22 protein-coding genes are annotated in these 18,584 nt (G+C 59.8%); 16 read left to right on the forward strand and 6 right to left on the reverse strand.

Translation table 11 applies throughout. The features are described from left to right. Positions 1 to 145: 145 nt before the first annotated feature. On the forward strand, positions 146 to 535 hold the full coding sequence (locus AC5S3R_RS13590; protein WP_494267602.1) for a TOBE domain-containing protein: 390 nt from the start codon (positions 146 to 148) through the stop codon (positions 533 to 535). A 160-nt stretch (positions 536 to 695) separates the two neighbouring features. Here the strand turns inward: AC5S3R_RS13590 and lptE are convergent, their stop codons facing one another. Both lptE and AC5S3R_RS13600 read right to left on the reverse strand, forming a co-directional pair. Beyond that, positions 696 to 1,214 carry an LPS assembly lipoprotein LptE gene (gene lptE, locus AC5S3R_RS13595; protein WP_494267604.1) on the reverse strand — a complete coding sequence of 173 codons (519 nt, stop codon included), beginning with the start codon at positions 1,212 to 1,214 and terminating at the stop codon, positions 696 to 698. 22 nt (positions 1,215 to 1,236) lie between these two features. Continuing rightward, the gene (locus AC5S3R_RS13600; protein ID WP_494267605.1) at positions 1,237 to 2,091 is read right to left on the reverse strand and encodes a class I SAM-dependent methyltransferase; all 855 of its coding nucleotides are present in this window, start codon (positions 2,089 to 2,091) and stop codon (positions 1,237 to 1,239) included. A gap of 64 nt (positions 2,092 to 2,155) precedes the next feature. On the opposite strand from AC5S3R_RS13600, the gene AC5S3R_RS13605 reads away from it, so the two are divergent. The 9 genes from AC5S3R_RS13605 to AC5S3R_RS13645 all read left to right on the forward strand — a co-directional run bounded on the left by AC5S3R_RS13605 (position 2,156) and on the right by AC5S3R_RS13645 (position 7,879). Then, the gene (locus AC5S3R_RS13605; RefSeq protein WP_494267606.1) at positions 2,156 to 2,575 is read left to right on the forward strand and encodes an EamA family transporter; all 420 of its coding nucleotides are present in this window, start codon (positions 2,156 to 2,158) and stop codon (positions 2,573 to 2,575) included. Then, complete coding sequence (locus AC5S3R_RS13610; protein WP_494267607.1) at positions 2,572 to 3,105, forward strand: shikimate kinase; 534 nt, start codon at positions 2,572 to 2,574, stop codon at positions 3,103 to 3,105. The genes AC5S3R_RS13605 and AC5S3R_RS13610 overlap by 4 nt, the downstream gene beginning before the upstream one ends. 114 nt (positions 3,106 to 3,219) lie before the next feature. After that, on the forward strand, positions 3,220 to 4,632 hold the full coding sequence (locus AC5S3R_RS13615; RefSeq protein ID WP_494267608.1) for a hypothetical protein: 1,413 nt from the start codon (positions 3,220 to 3,222) through the stop codon (positions 4,630 to 4,632). Between the two features lie 60 nt (positions 4,633 to 4,692). Next, a complete protein-coding gene (locus AC5S3R_RS13620; RefSeq protein WP_494267609.1) occupies positions 4,693 to 4,944 on the forward strand; it encodes a DUF6364 family protein in 252 nt (83 codons plus the stop codon). Continuing rightward, positions 4,934 to 5,353 carry a PIN domain-containing protein gene (locus AC5S3R_RS13625; protein ID WP_494267610.1) on the forward strand — a complete coding sequence of 140 codons (420 nt, stop codon included), beginning with the start codon at positions 4,934 to 4,936 and terminating at the stop codon, positions 5,351 to 5,353. The genes AC5S3R_RS13620 and AC5S3R_RS13625 overlap by 11 nt, the downstream gene beginning before the upstream one ends. A gap of 89 nt (positions 5,354 to 5,442) precedes the next feature. Further along, positions 5,443 to 6,447, forward strand: a complete 1,005-nt coding sequence (gene cyoE, locus AC5S3R_RS13630; RefSeq protein WP_494267611.1) for a heme o synthase — start codon at positions 5,443 to 5,445, stop codon at positions 6,445 to 6,447. A gap of 25 nt (positions 6,448 to 6,472) precedes the next feature. Next, on the forward strand, positions 6,473 to 7,015 hold the full coding sequence (locus AC5S3R_RS13635; RefSeq protein ID WP_494267612.1) for a DUF420 domain-containing protein: 543 nt from the start codon (positions 6,473 to 6,475) through the stop codon (positions 7,013 to 7,015). A gap of 6 nt (positions 7,016 to 7,021) precedes the next feature. Continuing rightward, positions 7,022 to 7,291 carry a hypothetical protein gene (locus tag AC5S3R_RS13640; RefSeq protein WP_494267613.1) on the forward strand — a complete coding sequence of 90 codons (270 nt, stop codon included), beginning with the start codon at positions 7,022 to 7,024 and terminating at the stop codon, positions 7,289 to 7,291. A 120-nt stretch (positions 7,292 to 7,411) separates the two neighbouring features. After that, entirely contained in the window at positions 7,412 to 7,879 is a 468-nt protein-coding gene (locus tag AC5S3R_RS13645) for a single-stranded DNA-binding protein (RefSeq protein WP_494267614.1), read from the forward strand. Between the two features lie 65 nt (positions 7,880 to 7,944). On the opposite strand, the gene malQ is transcribed toward AC5S3R_RS13645, so the two are convergent. Further along, entirely contained in the window at positions 7,945 to 9,474 is a 1,530-nt protein-coding gene (malQ, locus tag AC5S3R_RS13650) for a 4-alpha-glucanotransferase (RefSeq protein ID WP_494267615.1), read from the reverse strand. A gap of 323 nt (positions 9,475 to 9,797) precedes the next feature. Between malQ and AC5S3R_RS13655 the strand changes: the two genes are divergently transcribed. Next, a complete protein-coding gene (locus tag AC5S3R_RS13655) occupies positions 9,798 to 12,464 on the forward strand; it encodes a glycoside hydrolase family 2 protein (protein WP_494267616.1) in 2,667 nt (888 codons plus the stop codon). A 111-nt stretch (positions 12,465 to 12,575) separates the two neighbouring features. Next, the gene (locus AC5S3R_RS13660) at positions 12,576 to 13,382 is read left to right on the forward strand and encodes a TIGR03435 family protein (protein WP_494267617.1); all 807 of its coding nucleotides are present in this window, start codon (positions 12,576 to 12,578) and stop codon (positions 13,380 to 13,382) included. Positions 13,383 to 13,577: 195 nt separating this feature from the next. On the opposite strand, the gene AC5S3R_RS13665 is transcribed toward AC5S3R_RS13660, so the two are convergent. Then, positions 13,578 to 14,045, reverse strand: coding sequence for a hypothetical protein (locus AC5S3R_RS13665; protein WP_494267618.1), 468 nt, complete (start codon positions 14,043 to 14,045; stop codon positions 13,578 to 13,580). 91 nt (positions 14,046 to 14,136) lie between these two features. On the opposite strand from AC5S3R_RS13665, the gene rplS reads away from it, so the two are divergent. From rplS to AC5S3R_RS13685, 4 genes are all read left to right on the forward strand, one after another. Then, positions 14,137 to 14,517: a 50S ribosomal protein L19 gene (rplS, locus tag AC5S3R_RS13670; protein ID WP_494267619.1), complete on the forward strand. Its 381-nt coding sequence runs from the start codon at positions 14,137 to 14,139 to the stop codon at positions 14,515 to 14,517. Between the two features lie 154 nt (positions 14,518 to 14,671). Beyond that, complete coding sequence (locus AC5S3R_RS13675; RefSeq protein WP_494267620.1) at positions 14,672 to 14,995, forward strand: antibiotic biosynthesis monooxygenase family protein; 324 nt, start codon at positions 14,672 to 14,674, stop codon at positions 14,993 to 14,995. Positions 14,996 to 15,021: 26 nt separating this feature from the next. Next, the gene (gene rnhB, locus AC5S3R_RS13680) at positions 15,022 to 15,684 is read left to right on the forward strand and encodes a ribonuclease HII (protein ID WP_494267621.1); all 663 of its coding nucleotides are present in this window, start codon (positions 15,022 to 15,024) and stop codon (positions 15,682 to 15,684) included. Between the two features lie 14 nt (positions 15,685 to 15,698). After that, entirely contained in the window at positions 15,699 to 16,940 is a 1,242-nt protein-coding gene (locus tag AC5S3R_RS13685) for a hypothetical protein (protein ID WP_494267623.1), read from the forward strand. A gap of 3 nt (positions 16,941 to 16,943) precedes the next feature. Here AC5S3R_RS13685 and msrQ read toward each other — a convergent pair whose 3' ends face one another. Then, positions 16,944 to 17,567 carry a protein-methionine-sulfoxide reductase heme-binding subunit MsrQ gene (gene msrQ, locus AC5S3R_RS13690; RefSeq protein ID WP_494267624.1) on the reverse strand — a complete coding sequence of 208 codons (624 nt, stop codon included), beginning with the start codon at positions 17,565 to 17,567 and terminating at the stop codon, positions 16,944 to 16,946. Between the two features lie 21 nt (positions 17,568 to 17,588). Further along, positions 17,589 to 18,560: a protein-methionine-sulfoxide reductase catalytic subunit MsrP gene (msrP, locus tag AC5S3R_RS13695; RefSeq protein ID WP_494267625.1), complete on the reverse strand. Its 972-nt coding sequence runs from the start codon at positions 18,558 to 18,560 to the stop codon at positions 17,589 to 17,591. Between the last annotated feature and the right edge of the window lie 24 nt (positions 18,561 to 18,584).

The following is an 18,584-nucleotide window of genomic DNA, read 5'->3' on the forward strand; positions in this document are numbered from 1 at the left end:
GCAATGTACCATCCCAATGCGCCACTGTCACCATCCCATTCGGCCACCATGCCCCAGTAGCCTCCACGCAGCGCATGTAAGCGCTTACGAATCCTTTTCTCGATAAATCCGCAAGCCGCGTCCTGTAGAGTACGGTAAGAGCCACATGAGCCCGACACTACTCACACCACGCGAAGCGGCAGAGCGACTGGGAATCAGCTATCCCGCGCTGAAGCACTGGATACTCGCCGGTCGCATCCGCACCATAAAAACGCCCGGTGGCCACCACCGCATCCCCGTCGAAGCGTTGGAAGAGTTCGTGCCCAAAAGCCCGGCCCGGCCCGGTCCCGCGCGCATCAGCGGCCGCAATCAACTAGCCGGAACCGTAGCGGAAATCACCGTAGATGGCCTGCTGGCCAAGGTAGTGCTGAATGTTGGCGGACAACGAATAACAGCCATCGTGACAGTGGACGCCATTCGCGATCTGGGCCTGAAGGTCGGCGATCAGGCACTGGCACTCGTAAAAGCCACCGAAGTAATGATAGGCAAACCCTGAATCCGGCTTACATCCCCCTGCTCCCGATAATCTGACAAATCGTATCGAAGGGTACGGGCTTTAGCCCGTACATAACAGGCAGTCAAGTTTGCGGGGCTTTAGCCCCTGAGGGATGCTTTTTACCTGCACCAGCACGGAATCGATCCGTCAGACACCGCTCCTACAGCCCTTCTAAGACATCCGCAACCAACGCCCGCGCAAAATCCCGCGCCAACCGCTCTTCCGCCGCCGGGTTTTCATCCAGAAACGTAGGCAGATTGCTGGTCGATTGGAACTGCTGTCGGTAAACATAGTTCTTGTTTTCGTAAAGCACATTGCCACCGCGATCCGTCAGCTTAACGGCCACAACCACCGTCACCAGGAAGCTCGAAGACTGCTGCGTCTGCGTGTTATAGGTAAGCGGCGTAACCCCCTGCTTCAAAATCGTCCCATGCAGCACGGCATCCGGATCGCCGTCAGACGACGGCGTAACCCGCAGCCGCGTACGCGTAAGAAACTCGCGAATCACAGCCTGCGTCATCACAGTTTCGGTATGGAAAGCCTCTGTCCGCGTAGCAAAAACAGGCACAGAAAGCGTATGAACCGCAGGCGGCAAATGCGTAGCCGCTCCCAGCGTATGATAACCGCAGCCAGTCAACCCCAGCAGCAAACCCAGCGATGCAAGAAAAAACCTGCGCATATAGATAGATGGTAATTGCTCTTCACACCCAGGCTGTAGCCCACAATCCAAACCGAACCGGACTCAACTTCAGCCCATCCGCCCGATCCGCAAAATACCGCCGGTTCAGCTCATCCGTATCAATCTGCTCAACCCGCGCAAACCCGGCCTGCCGAAACTCCTCTTCCATCTGCTCCGGAGTAAAGAAAAGCTGAAACGGCTCCCCAGCCGCAGCCACGCGCTCCGCCAGCCTGTCATAAATCACGCGCCGTTCCGCGCTCAGCGTCTCTGGCGGAAACCCATAATCCAGCGTCACCGCCGACCCCGCCGGAAACCGCGCAACCACCGCCAGCGTAGCGCGAAAAGCCTCCAGCGTCAGGTAAGGCACCACCCCCAGCCAGCTAAAAAATGCAGGCGCGGAAAAATCCACACCCGCCTCGCGCAGCCCATCCAGCAGCGTCTGATGCTCAAAGTCCACCGCAGCAAACGTAAGGTTCTCAGGAACATCCACACCCGTAGCATCCAGCACCCACCGCTTCCACTCCTGCGTCGCCGGAAAATCCACCTCAAACACCTTCAGCTCCGCATAAGGGTTGCGATAAGCAAACGTATCCAGCCCCGCGCCCAGCACCACATACTGCCGCACGCCCGCATCCACGCAAACCGCAAGCTGGTCTTCCGCATACCGACTCCGAGCCGCCATCATGCAGCGAAAATCCCGCGCCACAAAATGCTGCGCACGTTCCAGGTCGCGATAATACGAAGGCCCCACCGTCTCCGGCGTAAGAATCCGCGTCACCACAGGGTCCACCATCACCGTAGGCCTGTCGGCAAGCTGATGCGCCGCCCGGCGAATCGCCACACGCAATGCAGTCCGGCTTGGCTTCCCATATCTCATCTAATTTCGAGTGTACCGATATGCCCCCCTGCACCCTGCACCCCGTACCCTGTACCCTGTACCCATGACTTGGATAGGATGGGCACTGCTCTCCGCCGTCTTCGCCGCGGCAACAGCGCTCCTGGCAAAAATCGGCGTAGCCCACGTGGACTCCAACCTCGCCACAGCCGTGCGCACCAGCGTAGTCGTGGTCTTCGCCTGGGCCATCGCCATCTTCACCGGCAAGCACACCGCCCTCCGCGAGCTCGACGGCAAAACCCTCCTCTTCCTCGCGCTCTCCGGCCTCGCAACCGGCCTCTCGTGGCTCTGTTACTTCCGCGCGCTGCAGCTCGGCCCAGCCTCCCGCGTCGCGCCGCTCGATAAATTAAGCGTGCCGCTCGTAATGCTCTTAGCCGTACTCCTGCTACACGAAAAAATGACGCTACCCGCGGCAATCGGCGGCCTCCTGATTACCGCCGGAGCCGTAGTAATGGTTTTGGGATGAAAACAGAAAATCACACAGCAGCAATCAATCCAGCAATCCGCCGCGTAGTTCTCACCGGCTTCATGGGCTCAGGAAAAAGCACCGTAGGCCCCTTGCTAGCCTCCCGCCTCGGCTGGCGCTTCATCGACGCCGACGACGCCCTCGTCAACCAGCTAGGCATGACCATCGCCGACTTCTTCGCACAACACGGCGAAGCCGCCTTCCGCCACCGCGAGCACGAAACCATCGCCCAGCTCATCCATGAAGATGCACTCGTACTCGCCCTCGGCGGCGGAGCTATCGAAACCGACGCAACCCGCGACCTGCTCCTGACCACCCCCGGCACAAAACTCGTGCATCTCGAAGTAGCCCTCGAAACCACACTGGAGCGCACCAAAGGCACCGAAGGCACGCGCCCCGTCCTCGCAGACGCCACCAACCTGCAAGCCCGTTACAACCGCCGTCTCCCGCTCTATCGCACCGCCCATCTCTCCATAGTCGTAGACTCGCTAACGCCCGAGGAGGTCGCCGAGTCCATCCTGCAGCAATAAAGCCATTCGGAAACATTCCCCGCCCTCACGGTGTCTAAATAGGAAAGCCGTAACGCAAATCCCCGGCAAGGCACAACTCCGCACGAAAAAATCAGCACGACTGAGAGGGCGCAGGTGTCAATCGGCGATCCTTCCCTGGCCTCAATCAACCCGGCCGCAGTCAGCCCCCAAGCCGCAGCCCGCTTTCCGCGATGGGCCATGGCCGGTGGACTGCTCAACGCGCTCCTCGCCGCATGGGTGCTCGCCTGGTGGCGCGACAGCTTCTCGCTCCCGCACGTCGTCATTCTCTTCATCGCCGTGGCCTATGTAGCCATCGCCGCACTCGCCGCCGCTGCCGGAGCCCGCTACTACTGGCGCCGTGCCAAATCCCGCTCGCACTTCACACTCGAAGAACTAATCCTCACCTGGGCAGCCGCCTGGGTATGGGCCCCAGCCGTAGTCCTGCTCCTGCGCCGCGACCTCTGGTGGGCTCCCATAATGGCAGCCTTAGCCGCCGCCGTCCCCGCCTGCACCATGCGCTGGCTACGTGTAAAAACAGAGCGCGCACAAACTACGGACAACCCCACCGAGCCCCTAATCCGCCAAATCTTCGCAGAAACCCTGCAGCCCATCCCGTGGGACTGGCGCGGAATCGCAATCTCCGTCTGCATCTACGCCGCCTGCGCAGCCTATCTCGATGTAGACACCCTCCTCGCATGCACAGCCGCAGCCATCGCCGCATTTCTCTTCGCAGGCCAGCGAGCCGCCGCGCTGGATGAACGCGCCGAAAAACTAACCACCCGCGACCGCACCCGAGGCCGTCTCGTATGGTCCGCAAGCCTCGCCGTACTCGTAACAATGCTGGCCCTGATAGCAGGCAAGCCCGCCAGCGAAACAACCTCCGTAAACGCCGCCAGCGCCAAGGTAAAACACCCCGACGTAAACGCCCCCGGCGGACTCGGAAATTATCAGAGCGTAATCCTCTGGCCCGCCAAACCAGAAAAACAACTCATTCTCCCACCCGACCTCCTCCCCGCAACGCCCCTGACCAACCCGCAAATCATCCACTTCAGCGGTTCTTACTGGTACTTTGAAGCCCCCGCAACCGAGCCCGGCCCGCACGCCTACAAGGCACACGGCAACCCCATGAACGTAAACATCCGCACAACCAACGCGCGCCCGCTCATGATGCAGGCGCACCAGAAACTCGTCAAACCAATCCGCCTGTCAACCGTTCGCACCCTGGACATAACCACGCTCAACCGCGAAAACGACCCCGGCCGTCTCTACATCGGCATAACCCTGACAGACTCCACACTATCCGACACCGCCGGGGTAAACCTCGGCATGCAGCCCCTGCCCTCCAGCGAGCCCGAACACTTCGCCACCAAAACCACTCCAGTCACCGAAACCCTGCGATTCCCCATCCCTCCGCAAGCCCGCACCCGCCGCTTCGACGGAATCACCGTCATGATCTTCCCCGACGCCAGCCACATGCACGCCGGCACGCGCCTGGCCATCGACCGCTTCAATCTCGAACCCCGCTAAGCAAAAGATTGATTTCCACGTGTAGCACGTGCTACACGTATTACACGTGAGGGAATTTCCATGCCTGCAGTCGATGAAAAACAAAACATCACGGTGCGCCTGAGCAAGCAAACCATCCAGAAAGCACGAGTGCTTGCGGCACGAAAAGCCACGTCCATCAGCGGTCTGGTGGCGGAGCAAATTGAAAACCTTGCAGCCGAAGAAGATGCCGCTTATGAACGCGCCATGAAGCGTGCAATCGCTCGGATGGAAAAAGGCTTTCATTTAGGCGGCGTGCACAAGATTAATCGGGCAGAACTGCATGAACGATAAGGTTTTTGTCGATTCAAATATCTTGCTTTACGCACATGATCAGGACGCAGGTGAGAAGCAACGAATAGCAGAGGATATTCTCGCCCGCTTGGCCGTGGAACGGCGCGGAGTGCTCAGCATGCGAGTACTGCAGGAGTTCTATACCAATGCCACCCGCAAACTGGCGCACAAACTGCCAAAGCATGAAGCAAGAGATACAGTCGAAGACTTTGCACACTGGTGCGTAGAAACCACTCCTGAAGAGATACTTCGAGCATTTGAAATCGAAGACCGGACACATTTCCATTTCTGGGATGCCTTGATTCTGGCCGCAGCCGAAAAGTCCGGTGCGCGGCTTATTCTGAGTGAAGATTGGAATCACGGTCAGATAGTGGAAGGCATAAAAATCGAAAATCCCTTTTTGAGCTGATTAAGCAACTCCCCTCCCCGCTTGCTATCATCAAAAGCAGGCCCAGTTTCACCCGGGCATTTTCCTGCTGAGGTTTTTCTACCCTCCTGATGGCTCCTGTCTCCCAGGCCGCGATTCCGGACCCTGCATCGGTTGCGCTCAAAGCACCGGCAGAAGAGCCCGCACCAACCAGCATCCACGCACCAAGCCCCGGAACCACAGCCCAGCTCATCATCGACATTCAGGAGCTCTTCAAGCCCCGCGTCACTGGCCTCGTGCTCGTAACCGGCTGGGCAGGCTTCTACCTTGGCTCCATGCAGTCTGGAATCTCCAGCCTCCAGCGCGGCCTTCTCGACACCCTCATCGGCATCGCCGCGGTCTCCGCCGGAGCCAGCGCCCTCAATCAAGCCATCGAGCGCAAAAGCGACGCCAAAATGAAGCGCACTGCGGACCGCCCGCTCGCCTCAGGCCGCTTCCCGCTCGCCGTCGGAGTCCTCGCCGGACTCGGTGCGCTCGCAGCAGGTGGCGCATGGCTGGCCTTCCACACAAATCTGCTCACCGTAGCCCTGGCGCTCCTCACAGCCTTCACCTACGTAGCCATTTACACTCCGCTCAAGCGCATCACCTCGCTGGCCACCTTCATCGGAGCCTTCCCCGGCGCCATGGGCCCCATGCTCGGCTGGACCGCTGCCCGCGACCGCATCGAGTGGCCCGCCGTCGCCCTCTTCGCCATCCTCTTCGTCTGGCAATTCCCGCACTTCATGGCCATCTCGTGGATGTACCGCGAAGAATACGGCAAAGCCGGCATCAGAATGCTCCCCGTCGTACAGCCCGACGGCTGGTCCACCGTAATCGAAGCCCTCTTTTACGCCGTCGTAATGGTCCCCGTAAGCCTCGCACCATGGGCCCTCGGTATGACCAGTTGGCCCTACGCCGCAGTTGCAGCGATCCTTGGCACCGCCTACCTCGGCTACACCATCCGCTTCGCCGGAATCCTGCGCACCAAGGACGCAGCCCAAAGCCGCATGCTGGCTCGCGACCTCTTGAAGGTAAGCGTCATCTACCTTCCGCTTTTAATGACCGCCCTCATGGTCGGCGCAATCGCAAAACACTGACGTACTGAACGCATAAAAGGGACACATGGCGACACTTGTACAAGACAACTCCAAGCCCGCAGTAGCCGCAATCATAGCCATCAGCGCGGTAGCCACACTCTTTCTCTTCTGGCTCATTTACCTGCACCCCGCAGCCGACGCCGCCGGAACGCAGTTCGCCTTTCTGCCCGCGCTCAACGCCATCCTGAATGGCCTCAGCGCCGTGGCCCTGCTCATCGGCTTCACCTTCGTCAAGTCAAAGAAGATCCCGCAGCACCGCGCCGCCATGATGACGGCCTTCCTCTTCTCATCGCTATTTCTGGTCAGCTACATCGCCCACCACGCGCTGCACGGCGACGTGCGCTACCCCGCCGCAGCGGCCTTCCGCACCCTCTACCTCTGGCTGCTCGCCAGCCACATTATCCTCGCCGTCGTAGCCCTGCCGCTCGTACTGGTAACGTTCTTCTTCTCGCTCACAGGCCGCATCCGCCAGCACCGCGGCGTCGCCCGTTGGACCTTCCCCATCTGGCTCTACGTCTCCATCACCGGCGTAATCACCTACGTCATGCTGCGCCTCGCCATGAGCTAACCCCCAATGCACCCCCGCGCGAAGCACGCAGAACTGAACCGCCAGGACGGAACCTTCGAGCTGCTGCGCTGGGGCGGAAGGATGGTCGCCGCCGGCATCCTCTCCGCCGCATTGCTCCAAGTCGTATTAGGCGGCTTCTCCGCCACCGGAGCCCACACTAACGGCGGCTGGTTCGCGCTCATCGTCGCGCTCATGTGCCTCCCCTTCGGCGGACTCCTCCTGCTGCTAGGCACAGCCAAATGGTTCCGCAACCGCACCTTAAGCCGCGAACAATAAAGCAACTTTCTGAATGAACTGCTGTATCTCTCGAACGAACAAAAGAGCGCCGCAGCCACAAACGCCTGAACAGCCAGCCCCTCTGCTATTCTTGACCATTACGGGGAGAAAAAATTCACCATGGCAAAGAGCGTAAATAAGGTTATTCTTCTGGGCAACGTAGGCAAGGACCCCGAAATCCGCGCCACAGGCGGCGGCACAATGGTCGCCACTTTCAGCATCGCCACCAGCGAGCGTTACAAGGATCAGCAGGGCAACTGGCAGGACCGCACCGAATGGCACAACCTCGTTGCCTACGCCAAGCTCGCGGAAATCGTCCGTGACTACGTGAAGAAGGGCCACAAGCTCTACACCGAAGGCCGCCTCACCACCCGTAGCTGGGACGACAAGGACACCGGCAAAAAGGTCTATCGCACGGAAATCGTCGTCAGCGACCTCTCGCTGCTCTCAGGCCGCGACGAAGGCGGCTCCAGCGGTGGCTACAGCCGCGGCGGCAGCAGCTCCACGGCCAGCTTCGACCAGCGCCAACCCGCCGGCGCAGACGACTACGCCTCCACCGAAATCTCCGACGACGACATCCCGTTCTAGTTCGGCAACGAATCTCCAGTCCACATCAAACCGCCCCAGCACCGGGGCGGTTTTTCTCTGCACCATCATCCATCGACGCCTTCAACCTTCCCCACCGGATCATTATCCCGATCCGTAACCAAAACAATCGCCGCCAGCCTCTCCGCCAGTTCCGAAGTCCAACCCCCTTCCGAAGCCCGCCACGCCCAGTTCCCGCTAGGCACCGCCGGCGTATTCATCCGAGCCTCCGACCCCAGCTCCAGCAAATCCTGCGCCGGCGCAATCGCCAACGACGCAACCGAGGCCTGCGTAGCCCGCAACAGCGGCCAAACCGGACGCCCATCCACCGGCCCCACATAACTCTCAGCCGCCGCGCGCTCTTCCTCGCCCGCCGTCCCCCACCATCCCTGCGTCGTGTCGTTGTCATGCGTCCCGGTATAAGCCACCGAGTCCGTCGTATACCGATGCGGCAAATGCAAATGCGCCCCCACGCTGCTAAAGCCAAACTGGATCACCCGCATCCCCGCCAGCCCCAGCCCCTTCCGAAGCGCATCCACCTCAGCCGTAATCACGCCAAGGTCCTCCGCCACCAGCGGCAATGTGCCCAGCGCCTGCTCTAATGCGTGAAACAGCGCCGCTCCCGGCCCTTTCACCCACTCGCCATTCACCGCCGTCTCTTCCTCTGCCGGAATCGACCAGTAAGCCTCAAACCCGCGGAAGTGGTCCAGCCGCACCACGTCATAAAGCTGGCACGACCGCCGAATCCGCTCCACCCACCAGTCAAATCCACGCTCGTTCAACACATCCCAGCGATACAGCGGATTCCCCCACCTCTGCCCCGTCTCCGAAAAATAATCCGGCGGCACACCCGCAACATGAACCGGCTTCAGCTCCTCATCCAGCTCAAAAATCTCCGGATGCCGCCAAACATCCGCCGAGTCCATATTCACAAAAATCGCAATATCCCCAAGAATCCGAATCCCATGCTTAGCCGCAGCCGCCCGCAACCGCCCCCACTGCACAGCAAAGGCAAACTGCAGCGCCTGCTGCACAGCAAGCTCTCTCCCATGCTCCCGAACCAGCGCCTCCAGCGCCTCAGGATGCCGCCGCCTCACCCCTTCCGGCCACTGCGTCCAATCCCCTGTCCCATGCAAATCCCGCAGCACCGCATACATCGCATAGTCATTCAGCCAGAACGCCTGCTCCCGGCAAAAACCATCAAACTCCGCCCACTGCGAATGCCCTTCTCCTGCATTCAAAAAGTTCCCAGCCGCCTCAATCAATAACGGCAGCTTCCACGCCTCCACTGCCTCATAGTCAACAGCAGAGCCCCCCTGTACCCCGTGCCCTGTACCCTGTACCCTGTCTCTCCATCCCCACTCCGCCAACACCTCCAAACTAATCAGCGAAGGATTCCCCGCAAACGCACTCGTCCCCGCATACGGAGAATTCCCATACCCCGTAGGACAAAGCGGCAACACCTGCCAAACATGCTGTTTCGCAGCGGCAAGAAACTCGACAAACTCAAACGCAGCGGGCCCAAGGTCGCCAATCGGCCCCCGGGAAGGCAACGAAGCAATATGGAGAAGAACTCCGGAAGAGCGCTCAAATCGCATGCACTCATTATCACGGCCCCGGCCGGTAAAATGGCTACGTTCGCATTACAGCTTTCATTTGCATTGGTTTTGTATTCGCTATCATGGAACTGACGCGCAAAAGGTAGGCCGGGGATTTATCCCCGGCAATAAGCCAAAGCCACGTGCGTGGGGCCTTCAGGCCCTGAGGTATGCTTTCAGCTTGAATGACCGCCTTGCGCAGCAAATCCATAATCGCGTTCATAATCAGGGCTCGATTTTCAGTCCGCCCCAAAATTTCACCTTCCGCAGTGAGGACTTTCTCCGTGCATGATCGACTTTTCGGCCTTTTCCGGGTTCTGACAATGACACTTCTTGCCTCAGCAGCCGCCCTCGGCTCCGCACAACCCTACCCTCCCCCGCAAGTCGAAATCACCTCCGGCTGGCAGCTTCAGGACGCCGCCAAAGTCACCCAATCCGGCGAAATCCTCTCCACAGAAAAAGCCTCCACCTCCGGCTGGCACGCCGCCATCGTCCCCGGAACCGTCCTCACCTCGCTCGTCGCCGATAAAACCTACCCCGAGCCCCTCTACGGCGAAAACAACCGCCCCGAAGTCATCCCCGAATCCCTCAACAAAACCTCCTACTGGTACCGCGCCGCCATAGAGGTCCCATGGACCTACACCGGCCGCCACATCTGGCTCAACTTCGACGGCATCAACTACTCCTCGCAAATCTGGGTCAACGGCCACCAGGTCGGCACCACAAAAGGCGCCTTCATCCGCGGCAAATTCGATATCACCGCCTTCATCCACCCGAAACAGAAGGCAGTAATTGCCATCCTCGTCGCCCCCCAGCCCCACCCCGGCGTCCCGCATGAGCACACACTGAAAGATGGCATGGGCCTCAACGGCGGCATCACCGCCATCGACGGCCCCACCTTCCTCTCCACCATCGGCTGGGACTGGATTCCCGCTATCCGTGACCGCGACACCGGCATCTGGCGCAAAGTCTTCCTCTCCGCCACCGGCGACGTAGTAGTAAAAGACCCGCTGGTCACCACCGACCTCCCGCTCCCCAAAACCGACTCCAGCGACGTAACCGTAACCGCCACCGTGCAGAACGTCACCGACAAGCCCCAGCGCGGCACTCTCAAGGGCACCCTCGAAAACATCGTCTTCCAGACAGAAGTCGAAATCCCCGCGCACAGCGAGCAGAAGGTAACCTTCGACCCCAAGACCACCCTCGGCCTGCACATGCAAAACCCGCGCCTCTGGTGGCCCAACGGCTACGGCCCGCAGAACCTCTACACCCTCCACCTCACCTTCTTCGACGAGGCAAAGAAAGTCTCCGACGGCCAGGACGTAACCTTCAGCATCCGCAAAATCACCTATGCCGTCCCCGGCACTGACACCCTCACCATCAGCGTCAACGGCGTGCCCGTCTTCATCCGCGGAGGCAACTGGGGCCTCGACGAAGCCCTCAAGCGCCTCCCCCGCGAGCGCCTCGAAGCCCAAATCCGCATGCACAAGCTCGCCAACCTCAACCTCATCCGCAACTGGGTTGGCCAGTCCACCAACGAGGACTTCTACGAGCTCTGCGACAAATACGGCATCCTCGTCTGGGACGAGTTCTTCCAGCCCAACCCCTCCGACGGCCCCGACCCCACGGACCTCGACACTTACATGGCCAACGTCCGCGACAAAATCCTCCGCTTCCGCAACCACCCCTCCATCATGCTCTGGTGCGCGCGTAATGAAGGCTTCCCGCCTAAGGAAATCGACGACCGTCTCCGCGTCCTGCTGGCCGAGCTCGAACCGACCCGCCGCTACCAGCCCAGCTCCACCTCCGGCGCAGGCGTCCAGTCCCACGGCCCGTACCACTGGCGCACCCCGCAGGAGTATTACAAAATCGGCGAAGACTACTTCAAAACCGAAACCGGAACCATGTCCATTCCCACCCTCGAATCCATCCACGGAATGCTCGAAAAGAAGGACTGGGAAACCATCACCGACGCCTGGGCCGAGCACGACTACGCCGCCGGAGCCGTCGAAGGAAATAAATTTAAAGATTTACTTGAAGCTCGCTACGGTAAAGTGCTCAACCTCGCGGATTTCGTCCGCAAGTCGCAGCTCATGAACTACGAGGCCTACCGCTCCATGTACGAAGGCCGCCAGACCGTCATGTTCCACCCCGCCACGGCCATCATCACCTGGATGAGCCACCCAGCGCAGCCCAGCTTCGTCTGGCAGCTCTACCACTACGACCTCGAACCCAACTCTTCGCTCTTCGCCGTCCAGAAGGCAGGCGAGCCGGTTCACATCCAGCTCAATGAAGTCACCGGCGCCGTGCAGGTCATCAACAACCTGCCCGCCGCCATCACCGGCGGCTCCGCACATTACTTCATTTACAACCTCAGCGGTGGCTATCCCAACGAGGGCGACTTCCCCGTCAATGCCCCCGCCTCCGCAGCCACCACGCTCGGCCAGCTCAACGTGCCCGAGCACATCTCCCACGTCTTCTTCGTCAAGCTCGAACTCCGCGACGCTTCCGGCAAGCTCCTCTCCACCAACTTCTACTGGCGCGGCAGCCGCTTCGGAGCCACCACCGAGCCCGCCCCCAACGACGACCTCTCCGACCTCAACAAGCTGCCCAAGGTTGCGTTAGAGTCCACCGTCACCCGCACCGACGACAACGGCACCACCCGCATCACCGTCAACCTCAGCAATCCCTCCACGGCCATCGCGCTCATGACGCACATCCAACTCCGCCGCAAGTCCGGCGAGCGCGTCCTGCCCGTCTACTACAGCACCAACTACCTCAACATCACCCCCGGCGAAGGCCAGACCATCACCATCGAAGCCGCTACCGCCGACCTCCACGGAGAAGACGCCGTAGTAGTCCTCGACGGCTGGAACGCATCGGTAAACAAAGCCTCTTCCAACGGTGTCTCCATCGAGCCCAACCTCGAAGCCGACCCCGCCAACTCTCCCGTAACCAACCTCCCTGTCCAGACAGCCGGCCTCCGCTAGAAAAAGCGGACAAAAACAAGGCCATCCCACGCCAGTACATTCGTGCAAGAATGTACTGGCGGATAGGACTCCGCAGATGGGATTCTTATGACACGAAGAATCTTCTGTGCCGTGGCACTCTCAGCCTGCAGCCTCTGCGCCTACCTCCCTGCGCAAACTACGCCGCCGCAAGCCACATCCGCGCCTCCGGCATCCCGGCCAGCTTTCGACACCTTCGACGTAGCCACCGTCAAGCCCATCGAGCATGACCCCAAAGGCGCACGCTACCTGCTCATGCAGAGCCCACATCGCTTCGTGGCAAAAGACTACTCGCTCAAGATGCTCATCGCCGCGGCATACGACCTGAACCCGCACGCCGTCCTCGGCGGCCCGCCCTGGCTCGACTCCTCGCACTTCGACATCGCAGCCCTCACGCCCGGCGAAGTAAAGCCCACCCGCGAAGAGCAGATGAAAATGCTCCGCGCCCTGCTTTCAGACCGCTTCCAGCTCGCCTTTCACCGCGAGCAAAAAGTCTTCACGGTGTACGAGCTAAGCCTCGCCAAAAGCGGCTCCAAAATAAAGCCAAGCGCCGCCCCACCCGACCAGCCACCGGCCTTAATCAGCGTCGTCTACCCGCAAAAAATCGTCCTGCCCGCCCGTAACGCCACCATGACGGAATTCGCCCTCATACTGCAGCGAGCCATCCTCGACAAGCCAGTAGTAGACAAAACCGGCCTCACCGGACGCTACGATTTCGACCTCGAATGGGCTCCCGACGAAACCCAGTTTGACGGCGAAGTCCCCGTCGCCTCCTCGGACGCCCCCAGCCCCCCGCTATTCACCGCCATGCAGGAACAACTAGGCCTCCGCCTCCAAACCACCAGGGAACCAATCGCAGCGCTAGTAGTCGATTCCGCCAACCAACCCTCCGCCAACTAAATCGCGGACCAGTTCTCCATCCTCGTTCTCCCACAAATGAAGGCGTGTCGTCCTGAACAAACAGAGTGCCTTCCAGAAGAAGCAGAGGGCTTCCGGAGGGAGCACAGGCCTTCAGGCCCCTGAAATCAGCCGCAAAAGGAAAAGGGGCTTTAGCCCCGGGCCTTAATTCCCAGACGCCGGAGCCTCAGAAAACCCCTAATAACGAAAAACCGCCTTAGGCTGCTCTTCCCCCACCTGCCCCACGGCAATCTCCGCCCGGTAAAAATCCTCATCCATCTTCTTAAACCCGGCCAACCGCCGCATCATCGCAATCTGTCCGGTATGCGTCAACACATCCGCCACCGGCCCCTGAAACAGCCTCTCCAACGGAGCCTGCAACTCCGCATCCCCGGCCAGCAGCGCATCGAAAGCCCCCAGCACCGCAAAAAACCGCTTTTTCTCCTCCGCCCACGGCAGCGGAGTCGAGTTATGCCACTTCTCTTCACCCTTGGCAGCACTCAGCGCCCAGTCAAACAGGTCGCCCATATGCGCCAGGATCTGCCCCGGCGTCCGCCCCACACCATCAAACGCCCCAAACTCATCCGGCGCGCCCTCCACAGCACGGGCAGCACGATAAGCCAAAGTAGCCAGCGTATGTCGAAGAAATACAGGGTTCTCACTCATGCCGCCCAATATAACTCCGCACAAAGGTCACAAAGGCAAGAATTTCTGGTAAACTAAAAATTCTGAGTTCAAACGCAGGAAGAAGCTAGCTATGTCCATCCATCCAGTAATGCAGCGCCTCGCCGACAAGCTGAAGCGCACCGATCTGCCCAAGTTCGTCCCCGGCGACCAGGTTCGCGTCCAGGTCAAGATTAAGGAAGGCGATAAAGAGCGCCTCCAGGCCTTTGAAGGTCTGGTCATTGCGATTAACAACGGCCCCCAGGGCACCTTCACAGTCCGCAAAATGAGCTTCGGCCAGGGCGTCGAGCGCATCTTCCCCTTCAACTCGAAGGTTGTCGATAAGGTCGAGAAGGTTCGCAGCTTCAAGGTCCGCCGCGCCAAGCTGTTCTACATCCGCAAGCTCCGTGGCAAGGCTGCCCGCCTCCAGGAAGTGGATCGCGCAGTAGCCGCCAAGGCAGCCGCTCGGGCTTAATTAGCCTTCCATTCCGATTTACAAAGAACCCCGGCCTTGGCCGGGGTTCTTGCTTTTGCCCCATTCACCACAAACCTGGGTGCCCCATTCGTGGCAGGTCTTTTGTGCCACGGGTGGGGTTGGGCTACCGCTACCATTATCCCGGAGGCCCAAATTGCCAACCGCATCCACTCCCGCCCCGCCCTACTACGCCGTAATCTTCACCTCGCTCCGCACAGAAGGCGACAACGGCTATGGCACAATGGCTGAAACCATGGTCAAACTCGCCGCCGAACAACCCGGCTTCCTCGGCATAGAATCCGCCCGTGAAGACCTCGGCATCACCGTCTCCTACTGGCAAACCCTCGAAGCCATCGCCAACTGGAAGCGCAACGCCGACCACCTCATAGCCCAGAACCGTGGCCGCGCCAACTGGTACGCCCACTACAAAGTCCGCATCTGCCGCGTAGAACGCGACTACGAATTCCACAAGGAATAACCGCGCTCGCTCCCTATACTGAAAACATGCCCCGAATCTCCCGGCCAGCCCCCATCTGCGGATGGTCCCTCGAAGACGCCGCCCGTAAGAGCGGCGCACTCCGCATCGCCGGTGTCGATGAAGTTGGCCGCGGCCCCATGTTTGGCCCTGTAGTCGCAGCCGCAGTCATCCTCCCCAAGGGCTGCCACCTCCAAGGCCTCAACGACTCCAAAAAGCTCTCCGAAAAAAAGCGCGAAGCCCTCGACATTGAAATCCGCGCCAACTGCGTAGCCTGGGCCATCGCCGCCGTCGATGTAGAAACCATCGACCGCATCAACATCCGCCGCGCCTCGCTCCTCGCCATGCGCCGAGCCGTCGAGCAGCTAGCCCTCACCCCCGACCACCTGCTAATCGACGGCGTCGATACAATCGACTGGCCCTGCAAGCAGCAATCCGTAATCAAGGGCGACGCCACAAGCGTCTCCATCGCCGCCGCCAGCATCCTCGCGAAAGTCTACCGCGACCGCATGATCGTAGAGCTGGACAGCCAATACCCCGGCTATGGCCTCGCCAAGCACAAAGGCTACGGCACCCCCGCCCACATGGCAGCCCTCGCCAAACTAGGCCCCACCCCGCTCCACCGCAAGAACTGGAGCCCCGTAGTCCAAACGCTGTTAGCATTTTCTTCGGAGATCGATCTCACTACTTAAAAGGGGGGAGAACGATGCGCTTACTCGCCGCCACGATGCTGCTCTGCACGTTCTGCGGCATAACAGCGCAGTCGCCCAAACACGCGCCAACCGCAAAAGCCGCCCGAGGCACAGTAATCGGCACCGCCTACTGCGCCGACACAAACATGCCCGCACGCCGCGTCGGCATCATCCTCGTCCCGGCCTCCGGGGTGGACATGCCTCACATGCTTGCCTCCACAACCGACCTAGAGGGCCGCTTTACGATTACCGGAGTCCCGGAAGGAAGCTACTACGTTTCGCCTCTGCTGGCAGGCTATCTCAATCCGCTTTCCTCATCAAAGTCGAATCAGCTCTCCACCCTCTCTGACAAAGACCGCAAGGAACTCGAAGCCCGCGTCACCAAAGTCGAGGTCACAACCGGCGAAACTTCCTCCATTTCCATACGCCTCGAGCGCGCAGCAGAAATAGACGGAACAGTTCTCTACGACGACGGCAGCCCCGCTATCAGCTTGCAAATCGGCCTGCACCAGAAATCCACCGAGCCCCAAAAGCCGGGCGAGGAAAAAAGGTACGCAGGCTTTCTCGAATACGCTGACCAGCGCTCACACGTCACAGATGATCGTGGCCGTTTCCGCCTGCTTGGCATTGCACCCGGTGAGTACATCGTAGACGTGCAGATTCCCACCCCCACCCACAACAGCGCGCAGATCAACCTCATCACCTTGGCGCTTGAGTCCTCTTCCACAGGCTCGCTCACTGTCTATTACGGCAACACAATGCGGCCAAGCGCTGCCAAGACCATCAAGATTGACGGTGGGGAAAGCTTCGCCGGCGCAGACATCACCATTCCTCTGCAAAAACTGCACACCCTGCGCGGCCGTGTCATTATGAAACGCACTGGTCAGCCTCCACCAACCGCCGCTCTGCGCCTGCTCTTTGCAGACACACGCGAGACAGCGCGGGTAGGGCTTGCGGTCAATGGCGAGTTCACGATTCCGTATGTGCCGGAAGACTCCTTCATCCTGCAGGCAATCGCAAGCGAAAATTCGCTGCCCAACTCCGACCCCACAGATGGGGATGCAGGCCTAGGAATCTTCTGGGGGGACGATCAGGATACGCAATGGGAGATAGACAACCCGGACAGCCAGAAAGCTGCGGAACTCCCCTTGGTCGTTCAAAACGATATGGACGCAATCGTTCTGGAAACCCCCGATCCATCCACAAAGAAAACCACCGCGGCATCGGGCTCATCCCCCACCGCACCGCAGCAATAATCGTTATGCGGACTGCGGCACACGCCTCCGGACAAGCTTCCATAGTGCAAAGAAAACGCGCACCAGCAGCAGCGACCCAATGATAATCGTCAACGGAACCGGCGTCAGCACCCCCGTCTTCACCTGCCACCAGAAGTGCACAAGCCCCAGGAACGCAATCACGTAAATGAGTTTATGCAGCAGGTTCCATCGCTTGCCGCCCATCTTGCGAATCGCCCATGTAGTGGAAGTAATCGCAAGCGACAGCAGCAACACCCACGCAGCCACGCCCACCGTAATAAAGCGCCGCTTCGCAACATCTTCCAGTATCGTGTTCACATCAAAGCCGGCATAGAGCGCCACATACGCAAGCATATGAACCGTCGCGTAGAAGAACGCGAAAAGGCCAAGCAAGCGGCGGAAACGAACCAGCCAACTGAGGCTGGGAATCAAACGCCGCACTGGCGTAATCGCAAGCGTAATAGCAATGAGAACGAGCGTGGTATAGCCAGTGGATAACTCCACATTCGCCGCCGGGTCCGCGCCCAGCCCTGCAGGCGTAAGCGCGCCATAAACAAGCCGCGCAAACGGCACAAGGCAGCCAATCCACGTAAGAACCTTCAGCAAAATAATCGTCGAGCGTTTCATCAGTCGGCTTCGCTTACACCCTCAATAGTTTTTACGCAGGTCCATGCCATTGTAGAGCGAAGCCACCTGGTCGCCGTACCCATTAAACATCAGCGTTGTCTTGCGCTGCGCAAACAGCGACGCGCCAATCCTGCGCTCCGTCTTCTGGCTCCAGCGCGGATGGTCCACATTCGGATTCACATTCGAGTAGAAGCCATATTCGCCGCTGTTCTGGTCATTCCAGGTAGTGCGCGGCTGCTTCGCAACAAAGCGGATCGCAACAATCGACTTCGCCGACTTGAAGCCATACTTCCACGGCACCACAATGCGCACCGGCGCGCCATTCTGATTCGGCAGCACCTCGCCATAAAGCCCAAAGGTCAGCAGCGTCAGCGGATTCATTGCCTCATCCATGCGCAGCCCTTCGGAGTAAGGCCAGTCAATCGTGCTCTCACCCGCCCACGACTCAACCTTGCGGTCATAGTAGGAAAGAAACTGCACATACTTCGCCGTCGAAAGCGGGTCACACTGCTTAATCAATTCTGAAAGCGAGTAGCCCACCCACGGAACCACCATGCTCCACGCCTCAACGCAGCGGTGGCGATACACGCGGTCCTCAAGCGGACGCATCTTCAGCAGCGTATCAATATCAAACGTCTTCGGCTGCTTCACCAGCCCTTCCACGCGAACAGTCCATGGCCGCGTAGGCAGCTTGCCCGCATTCTTTGCAGGCAAACTCTTGTCCACACCAAACTCGTAATAGTTGTTGTAGCTCGTAATGTACTGCAAGCTCGTCAACTCTTCGCCCTTCGTAGTCAGCGGGCTGGCAACAGTCTGCAAACGCGTGTCAGCCAGAACGCTGTGCGCCGGCGAAACAAGCTCAGCAATGCGTTCCGCCCCAAGAGCAGCAGCAGACACAGCAAGCGCCCCGCCAAGAAAATTGCGGCGGCTCATGAACTTCTCCTTCGGCGTAATGTCAGACGAAGGAATATCAGATCTCTTATGAATAAGCATGGGAAGCCTCAGCGACCATTAGAC

It is taken from the genome of Occallatibacter sp. FHG110214_02 (assembly GCF_059115385.1).